A 7,715-nucleotide genomic window follows, 5' to 3' on the forward strand; every position below is an offset into this window, starting at 1 on the left:
CCTCCAGGCCATCTTGACCACTTCCCAAACCGACCCAAGCGCCCGCTTCGTCCCGCATTGCGGCCTCTCGAACCTCGCTCCGAGAAACCGGGGGCACACCAGAGGCAGACTGGGAACTTTCTGTCAGGTGGTGAACACTAGCACGCAACCGCACGCACCGCCGAATACCCCTTGCCGCCGCAGGTCATTCGGGCGACATCTGATGCCCATGCGCACAGGCGGCTTCATCATCGAAAATGCCCGTTGGCTTGGGGCCGGCGCTCTGCTGGCTTTCTTGTCCAGCTTCGGGCAAACTTATTTCATATCGGTGTTCGCAGGGGAAATCCGGGCCGCCTTCGGGCTCAGCAACGGGCAATGGGGCGGCATCTACACGCTGGGCACCACCGCCTCGGCCATCGTGATGATCTGGGCGGGTGGGCTCACCGACCGGCTGCGCGTGCGCGCCCTGGGTGCGGCGGTTCTGGTGCTGCTGGCGCTGGCCTGCCTGCTCATGGCCACGGTGTCAGCGGCATGGCTGCTGCCGCTGGTGATCTTCGCGCTGCGCTTTGCCGGACAGGGCATGACCAGCCATATCGCGGTCGTGGCGATGTCGCGCTGGTTCATCGCCTCACGCGGCAAGGCGCTGTCGATCGCCTCGCTTGGCAACACCGCCGCCGAGGCGCTTCTGCCGCTGACCTTCGTGGCGCTGATGGTACATTTCGACTGGCGTCTGCTGTGGATACTGGCGGCGGTGATCGCGTTGGCGGGCATCCCGGTGCTGATCGGGCTGCTGACGCGCGAACGCACGCCGCAATCCTGGGCATCCTCCGAGCAATCGGCCGGGATGCTCAACCGACACTGGACCCGCAACCAGACCTTCCGCCACTCGCTGTTCTGGTTCATGGTGCCGGCGCTGCTGGGGCCGCCGGCCTTCAGCACCGCGTTCTTTTTCCACCAAGTGCATTATGCCGGGATCAAGGGGTGGGCGCACGTCGATCTGGTGGCGCTCTTTCCCGCCTATGTCGCGCTGGTAGTGGTGGCAATGATGGTGTCCGGCTGGGCACTGGACAAGCTGGGCACCGCGCGGCTTATTCCGTGGTTCCAGGTACCCATGGTTGCGGGTTTCACCATCCTTGCTGTCGCCGAAACGCTGCCCGTTGCCTTTTTCGGGCTGTTCTTCGTGGCGCTGACCACGGGGGCGAACTCGGTGCTGCCCAATGCGTTCTGGGCCGAATTCTTCGGTACCCGGCATATCGGCTCGATCAAGGCGATGGCGGCGGCAGTGATGGTGTTCGGTACCGCGATAGGGCCCGGGATCACCGGTGTTCTGATCGACCTCGGGTTCGGGCTGGAGGTGCAGTACCTGTTCGTGGCAGCCTATTTCGTAGCCACCACGGTGCTGATGGTGATCGGCGTGGGGCGGGCGCGCCCGATGCTAGCGGCCCCGGCGTAGGTAGACGTAATAGGCGCCTTCGCCCCCGTGCGAAATGTGCGCCTGGCTGATTTGCAGCACCGCCTGCGCCAGCGGCGGCGCCGAAAGCCAGGCCGGCACCTGGTGGCGCAGCACCCCGCGCCGCACCGGGATGGGCCCGTCTTCGTCGCGGTCGCGGCCCTTGCCCGTAATCACAAGCACCAACCGCTTGCCATCGGCCTGGGCGCGCAGAATGAACGCGGTCAACGCCCCGTGCGCGCGATCCAGCGTCATGCCGTGCAGGTCGATGCGGGCTTCGGGGCGGAGCTTGCCGCGCTTGAGCCTGCCATAGGCTTTCCGATCCATGCGCAAGGGGGCGTCGGCCAGCCTTTCGGACAGCGGCGCAGACAGGTCGTGGTCGTTGCCTTTGACGGGCCGGCTTGTCTGCCCCACGGTGAACCGCTCGATCCGCCCTGCCGGTGTCTTGCGCGGCGTCGGCTTGGGGCCGGGTTGATCGTGGCGCACCCGCTCCGGGTGGAGCCGGTGCGCGGTCTCGGCGACCTGTCGCCACAGCGCGATCTCGTCCGGGGTCAGCTTGCGGCGGCTCACTGTATGCCCCCGCGCAAGCTGGCATAGGCGCGCTGGATAGGCATCAAGACTACCATGCGGCCACCATCTTTCATCTTGCCGGCCAGTCGGCCTGCCGCGTCACCGCTGCCGTAGTAGATATCGGCCCGCTGCGCCCCCTTTATGGCCGAGCCGGTATCTTGCGCCACCATCAACCGCCGCAGCGGATGCGCGCCGTTCTTTTCGATCCAGACCGGCGCCCCCAGCGGGGTGAAATCCGGGTCGACGGCGATACTGCGCCCGGCGGTAATCGACCGGTTCATCGCCCCCAGCGGCCCCTTGTCGGACGGCACTTCGTCGACCCTGCGGAAGAACACGAAGGAGGGGTTGTGATAGAGCAGCTCGCGCCCCTTTTCGGGGTTACGCTCGACCCAGTTGCGTATCACCTGCGCGGAAACCTGGTGGCGGTCGTAGATGCCGCGCCGGATCAGTTCCTGCCCGATGGAGCGGTAGGGATGCCCGTTCGACCCGGCATACCCCAACCTGATGTAGGAGCCATCGCGCAAGCGGATCCGCCCCGACCCCTGTATCTGGAGAAAGAACAGCTCCACCGGGTCATCGACCCAGGCGATTTCCAAGTCTTGCTCCGCCAGCTTGTTCGATTCCATGATCTCGCGCCGGCTGAGCCAGCGTTCGGCGCGCTCTGCCTCTGGCGGCATGGCGTAGACAGGATGGCGGAACCTGTCGCTGCGCTCGAGCGCGCCCTCGAGCTGGGGCTCGAAATAGCCCGTGAAAAGGGGGTCGCGGCCGTCCTCGACCAGGACAGGGCGAAAGAAAAGCTCGAAAAACTCGCGCCCGCTGGCTTGGCTCTGCGCCACGGCGCAAAGCGCGGCCCAGTCGGGCGCGGTCAGATCGGTACAGGTATCAAGGAATACGTCCAGCGCCTTGGCGTGGTCGTCGTTTTCCCACCCGTCGAGATCGGAAAACTCAAGAACGCGTGTGCGTGTTTCGGACATGGCTCCCGTTGCCCAGACGACCATCAGGGCAAGCACCCCGGTCCGAAACCGGCCCGTCATTCGCCAGTGGCGACCAATTGCCAGTTCGGATCATCCGTGCCCAGCGAGCGCGCGAAGGTCCATATATCTTTCTGGCGCTTGATCTCGCTCGGTTTGCCCTCGACGATCTGGCCTTCGCTGTCGCGAACGACCGAGGTGAGTTCGCCGACGAACCGCACCGTGATCTCGGCCAGGCCGGTCGTATCGTCGAACGTCGCCTGGATGATCTTCAGCTCGCGAACGCCGACGAACTCGGCGTCGATGGTCAGCCCCTGTTCCTCGCGCTGGGTCACGACATCGTTGAACGACTCGTACACATCCTCGGCAAGAAAGTCGCGAATCTCGTCCATCGTGCCGCGCTCGAAGGCCATCAGGATCATCTCGTAGGCGTCGCGCGCGCCGCCGAGGAACTCGCCGACGCTGAAATCCGGCTCCACCCGCTTCATCTCGGCCAGCGCCTTGGCGGCGGGGCCGTCTTCGGGGACGTGATCGGTGATGTCACGGTCGGGGCCGCCCTCGATCACCTCGAACGCGGGTTGCCGCGCGTCGCCGCGGTGCGCTTCGGGCTGCGGCTTCTTCTCGAAACCGTCGCGAGTGCCCAAGACGCTTTTCAATCGCAGGATCAGGAACACAGCGATACCGGCCAGAACCAGAAGCTGAATGATAGGTGAGTTCATGGCGTCCTCTTGACGGGCGGGGCATGGTAACATGGCGCGTTAAAACCTATGTAGGTGACGCATGCGGCCGAGTCCACCGCACAGGCAACAGATTGCAAGAGGTTCCTTATGTGGTTGTTCGTGGCGTTCGTGACCATTCCGATCATCGAGATCGCCCTTTTCATACAGGTCGGCGGCGCGATCGGCACGATGCCAACGCTTGCCATCGTCATCCTGACCGCCGTGTTGGGGACGTGGTTGATGCGCACCCAGGGACGGCTTGCCATCGGCAACCTGGAGCGGTCGTTTTCCGAAATGCGCGACCCGACCGAGCCGCTGGCGCACGCGGCGATGATCCTCGTGGCAGGGGTGCTGTTGCTGACCCCCGGGTTTTTCACCGACGCGGTGGGCCTTGGCCTGCTGATCCCGGCGGTTCGCAGCGCCGTCTTCCTGTTCTTGCGGGCGCGGGTGCGCGTTCATCACTCGCGGCGTGGTCCGCCGCCGGGCGGGCCGGGCGCCGCCGGCCACGACCCGCGCGAGCCGCACCCCGCGCGGCGTCCCGAGATCATCGAGGGCGAGTACGAGATCGTCGACCCGCAAGACCGCGACGGCACCGGGCGCGCCGACCGGACAAGGCATTGAGGCGGCATCCGCATCCTGCTAGGTAAACGCCGACAACAATTTTCTGGAGACCGGAGATGGCCGAGAACGGCAATTCAGAGGCGCAGGCGCCGCAAATCAAGATGAATATCCTGACGCAGTTCATCCGGGATATGTCGTTCGAGAATGTCCTTGCGCAGAAAGGTGCCTCGGGCGAGGTGCAGCCCGATGTCAAGGTACAGGTCAACCTCGATGCCAGGAAGCGCGAGGCCGAACACCAGTACGAGGTGATCATGAAGCTCGTCGTCGACTCCTCGGCCAAGGAGAGCGGCGAAAAGATGTTTCTGCTGGAGCTTGAGTATTCCGGGGTGTTCCAGGTCGAGGGTGTTCCGGAAGACCAGATGCACCCCTTCCTGCTTATCGAGTGCCCGCGCATGATCTTCCCGTTCGTGCGACGCATCGTCTCGGACGTCACCCGCGATGGTGGCTTTCCGCCGCTCAACCTCGACAACATTGATTTCGTGCAGCTTTACCGCAACGAGCTGGCCCGCCGCCAATCGCAGAAGGGCGAGCCGGCCGCGCAGACGCCCGACGCCTAATCCAGTTTGTTCCAAAGCGCGCCGTCGCCCATGCCTTCAACGAAAGCTCGGTGGGCGGCGGCCTCTTTCTCCGTCAGCCGCGACGGCAAGGGCCGCGGCCGCGCCGTGGGGCGCCAAGCCGCCGCGTCACCGTGTGAGCGACCGGAATCGCCCGAAACGGCAAGGCCGAAATCGGGCTGGCGCCCACCGATCAGTTCCAGGTAGACCTCGGCAAGGATCTCGGAATCGAGAAGCGCGCCGTGCAGGGTGCGCGATGCGTTGTTGATCCCGAAGCGGCGGCACAGCGCATCCAGCGTCGCCGGAGAGCCGGGGTATTTCTTGCGCGCGATCGCCAGCGTGTCGATCGCCTGTTCCCAGGGCAAAGCGGGAAGGCGGCACAACTGCAATTCGGCGTTGAGGAATTTCATGTCGAAGGCGGCGTTGTGGATCACCAGTTTGGCGTCCTTGACGAAATCCAGGAAGGGTTGCGCGACGACGTGGAACAACGGCTTGTCGCGCAGGAAGTCATCGCCCAGGCCATGTACCTCGAACGCCGATTGCGGCATCGGGCGTTGCGGGTTGACGTATTCGTGAAAGGTCCGACCCGTGGGCATGTGGTTGTAAAGCTCCACGGCGCCGATTTCGACGATCCGGTCGCCCTGTTCGGGGTCGAACCCGGTGGTTTCGGTGTCGAGCACGATTTCACGCATCGCTAGCCTTCCGCAGGTTGTTCCGTATGTCTTCGACGATGGCACGCACCTGTTGCGCGGCGTGATCCGGGGTGTCGGTTTCCACTATGTAGTCGGAGCGCGCGCATTTGTCTTGGTTGGGCATCTGCTTGGCCTTGATGGCCTCGAACTGCGCTTCGCTCATGGTGCCCCGGGCCAGAACGCGCGCGCGCTGTTCGTCCGCTGCGACATCGACGCACACGACCGCGTCCATTTCCCGGTCGCCCCCGGTTTCGAACAGCAATGGAATGTCGAAGACCACGATGTCGGCCGAGCTGCCGGCAACGAAATCGGCCCGGTCGCAAGCCAGCAGCGGATGCACGATTTTCTCGATTCTGGACAGCGCGCCAGGATCTTCGGCGATGATCTCGCGCAGCCGCGCGCGTGATACGGCGCCATCCTCGACGGCCCCGGGAAATTCGGCACCGATCGGCGCAACGGCCCGTCCGCCGGGCTCATACAGGCGATGAACGGCGGCATCGGCATCCCAAACCGCGCAGCCGTGTTGCCAGAACAGATCAGCCGTGGCGGATTTGCCCATCCCGATCGAGCCGGTCAGCCCCAGTTTGAACATCAGCGCAGAACGGCCGCGCGGGCGGCGGCATCGACTTCGGGCCGCTGACCGAACCACCGCTCGAAACCGGGCACGGCCTGATGCAGCAGCATGCCAAGCCCGTCGACGGTGGTGCAGCCCATTTCCTCGGCCGTTTGCAGAAACCGGGTTTGCAGCGGGGCATAAACGAGGTCGGTTACCGTTGCGCCGCGCTGCAGGCCGTCCAGCGGCACGCGCAAGGGGGGCATCCCGATCATGCCCAGCGACGTGGTATTGACCACCGTCGCTGCATCTTCCAGCATGTTGCCGGCCTGTACCCATTCGACCACCGTTATGCGGGTTCCGAATTCCTTTTGCAGCGTCTCGGCGCGCGCGCGGGTGCGGTTCGAAAGCATGATCTCGGGCACGCCGGCATCAAGCAGCGCGACAATAACCGCCCGCGCCGCGCCCCCGGCGCCCAGCACCGCGCATGGCCCGGCCTTGGCATCCCAGTCCGGGGCCCCCTGGCGCAGGTTTTCGATGAATCCGTAGCCATCGGTATTGTCGGCGTGAATCTTGCCGTCGGGGCGAAATATAAGCGTGTTCGCCGCGCCGATCAGCGTTGCGCGATCCGTCGCAAGGTCAGCGATTTCCATGATCGCTTCCTTGTGGGGAACGGTGACGTTGGCACCCACGAACCCGGCTTTGGGCAGTGCTTCGATAACCTGGCGCAGGTCGTCGGGCCCCACATCCATCGGGATGTAGTAGCCGGGCAATCCGTATTGACGTAGCCAATGGCGATGCAACTGCGGAGATTTCGAGTGCGCGACCGGCGATCCGATCACACCGGCAAGCGGAATCCTGTCCTGCGTCATTCCTTCAACACTCCACGCTGGGTGAGGTATGTCAAAACCTCCAGCAACGGTAGACCCAGGATGGAAAAATAGTCTCCTTCTATCCTGGAAAACAAGCGGATACCTTCGCTCTCGATCTGGTAGCTGCCAACTGACGACTGAACAGCCGGCCAGTTGCGGTCTAGGTAGTCATCCAGAAACATGTCCGAAAAGGCACGCATGTGCAATCGCGCCTTGCCGACATGGCGCCAGACAGGCGCGCCCGCCTCGTAGATGACCGCCGCAGACAGCAGCGAATGCGTGTGGCCGCGTAACCGGCGCAGTTGTGCCGCTGCCTCGTCGCGGGCGGAAGACTTGGACAGCGATACACCCTCGAACTCCAGCACCTGATCGCAGCCGATCACCAACGGCTCGGGCGCCTTGGCGCTAACGCGCCGCGCTTTGTGTTCGGCCAGGGCATCGGCGATGTCGCGCGGTATCGCACCTTCGGCTTGCAGCGCCGTTCTTACCGCATCCTCATCGACACCGGCCATCTGCACATTGAAATCCACCCCGGCATTGGCAAGCATCTGCCGCCGTGTTTGCGATCCGGAAGCAAGCGTCACACCCTGCGAGGCGGTGTCAGCAAATCGTGTTGGTTCCGCCTTTGTTCTTCGGCACCAACAGGTTAGTATCAGAGGTCCGAAACCGCTCTGGAGACCTGTCATGCCCCGCTTCGATCCGGCCGAGCTTGGCCGCCTGCTCGCCCGTCTGAC

Annotated in this window: 10 protein-coding genes; 3 read left to right on the forward strand and 7 right to left on the reverse strand. The window is 64.3% G+C overall.

Translation table 11 applies throughout. The features are described 5' to 3' along the window. The first annotated feature begins 202 nt into the window (after window positions 1-202). On the forward strand, window positions 203-1,432 hold the full coding sequence (locus Q0L89_RS12120; RefSeq protein WP_296765446.1) for an MFS transporter: 1,230 nt from the start codon (window positions 203-205) through the stop codon (window positions 1,430-1,432). On the opposite strand, the gene Q0L89_RS12125 is transcribed toward Q0L89_RS12120, so the two are convergent. The 3 genes from Q0L89_RS12125 to Q0L89_RS12135 are packed head-to-tail and all read right to left on the reverse strand — an operon-like array spanning window position 1,415 to window position 3,689. Then, complete coding sequence (locus Q0L89_RS12125) at window positions 1,415-1,999, reverse strand: Smr/MutS family protein (RefSeq protein WP_296765448.1); 585 nt, start codon at window positions 1,997-1,999, stop codon at window positions 1,415-1,417. The two genes, Q0L89_RS12120 and Q0L89_RS12125, sit on opposite strands and share 18 nt — an antisense overlap. Further along, window positions 1,996-3,033, reverse strand: coding sequence for an MltA domain-containing protein (locus tag Q0L89_RS12130; protein WP_296765451.1), 1,038 nt, complete (start codon window positions 3,031-3,033; stop codon window positions 1,996-1,998). The genes Q0L89_RS12125 and Q0L89_RS12130 overlap by 4 nt, the downstream gene beginning before the upstream one ends. After that, window positions 3,030-3,689, reverse strand: coding sequence for a Tim44/TimA family putative adaptor protein (locus tag Q0L89_RS12135; protein ID WP_296765453.1), 660 nt, complete (start codon window positions 3,687-3,689; stop codon window positions 3,030-3,032). The genes Q0L89_RS12130 and Q0L89_RS12135 overlap by 4 nt, the downstream gene beginning before the upstream one ends. A gap of 108 nt (window positions 3,690-3,797) precedes the next feature. Here Q0L89_RS12135 and Q0L89_RS12140 point away from each other — a divergent pair, with 108 nt between their 5' ends. Together Q0L89_RS12140 and secB are read left to right on the forward strand one after the other, a co-directional pair. Next, window positions 3,798-4,310, forward strand: coding sequence for an FxsA family protein (locus Q0L89_RS12140; protein ID WP_296765456.1), 513 nt, complete (start codon window positions 3,798-3,800; stop codon window positions 4,308-4,310). A 56-nt stretch (window positions 4,311-4,366) separates the two neighbouring features. Next, the gene (gene secB, locus Q0L89_RS12145) at window positions 4,367-4,867 is read left to right on the forward strand and encodes a protein-export chaperone SecB (RefSeq protein ID WP_296765458.1); all 501 of its coding nucleotides are present in this window, start codon (window positions 4,367-4,369) and stop codon (window positions 4,865-4,867) included. Here secB and dnaQ read toward each other — a convergent pair. From dnaQ to Q0L89_RS12165, 4 genes are read right to left on the reverse strand one after another with little or no spacing between them, the layout of a single operon-like run. Next, complete coding sequence (gene dnaQ, locus Q0L89_RS12150) at window positions 4,864-5,556, reverse strand: DNA polymerase III subunit epsilon (RefSeq protein ID WP_296765461.1); 693 nt, start codon at window positions 5,554-5,556, stop codon at window positions 4,864-4,866. The genes secB and dnaQ overlap by 4 nt on opposite strands. After that, complete coding sequence (gene coaE, locus Q0L89_RS12155; RefSeq protein ID WP_296765470.1) at window positions 5,549-6,151, reverse strand: dephospho-CoA kinase; 603 nt, start codon at window positions 6,149-6,151, stop codon at window positions 5,549-5,551. The genes dnaQ and coaE overlap by 8 nt, the downstream gene beginning before the upstream one ends. Next, complete coding sequence (locus tag Q0L89_RS12160; protein WP_296765464.1) at window positions 6,148-6,981, reverse strand: shikimate dehydrogenase; 834 nt, start codon at window positions 6,979-6,981, stop codon at window positions 6,148-6,150. Before Q0L89_RS12160 ends, coaE begins: the two co-directional genes overlap by 4 nt. Beyond that, window positions 6,978-7,565 carry a Maf family protein gene (locus tag Q0L89_RS12165; RefSeq protein WP_296765467.1) on the reverse strand — a complete coding sequence of 196 codons (588 nt, stop codon included), beginning with the start codon at window positions 7,563-7,565 and terminating at the stop codon, window positions 6,978-6,980. Before Q0L89_RS12165 ends, Q0L89_RS12160 begins: the two co-directional genes overlap by 4 nt. Window positions 7,566-7,715 lie beyond the last annotated feature (150 nt).

It is taken from the genome of Sediminimonas sp. (assembly GCF_024637375.1).
In the GTDB taxonomy this organism is placed as follows: domain Bacteria; phylum Pseudomonadota; class Alphaproteobacteria; order Rhodobacterales; family Rhodobacteraceae; genus Sediminimonas.

What these genes read in the sequence shown, in the direction of transcription:
- Q0L89_RS12120 (WP_296765446.1), top strand. Translation starts at nt 203, where the DNA reads ATGCCCATGCGCACAGGCGGCTTCATCATCGAAAATGCCCGTTGGCTT.
- Q0L89_RS12130 (WP_296765451.1), bottom strand. Translation starts at nt 3,033, where the DNA reads ATGACGGGCCGGTTTCGGACCGGGGTGCTTGCCCTGATGGTCGTCTGG.
- Q0L89_RS12135 (WP_296765453.1), bottom strand. Translation starts at nt 3,689, where the DNA reads ATGAACTCACCTATCATTCAGCTTCTGGTTCTGGCCGGTATCGCTGTG.
- Q0L89_RS12140 (WP_296765456.1), top strand. Translation starts at nt 3,798, where the DNA reads ATGTGGTTGTTCGTGGCGTTCGTGACCATTCCGATCATCGAGATCGCC.
- secB (WP_296765458.1), top strand. Translation starts at nt 4,367, where the DNA reads ATGGCCGAGAACGGCAATTCAGAGGCGCAGGCGCCGCAAATCAAGATG.
- dnaQ (WP_296765461.1), bottom strand. Translation starts at nt 5,556, where the DNA reads ATGCGTGAAATCGTGCTCGACACCGAAACCACCGGGTTCGACCCCGAA.
- Q0L89_RS12160 (WP_296765464.1), bottom strand. Translation starts at nt 6,981, where the DNA reads ATGACGCAGGACAGGATTCCGCTTGCCGGTGTGATCGGATCGCCGGTC.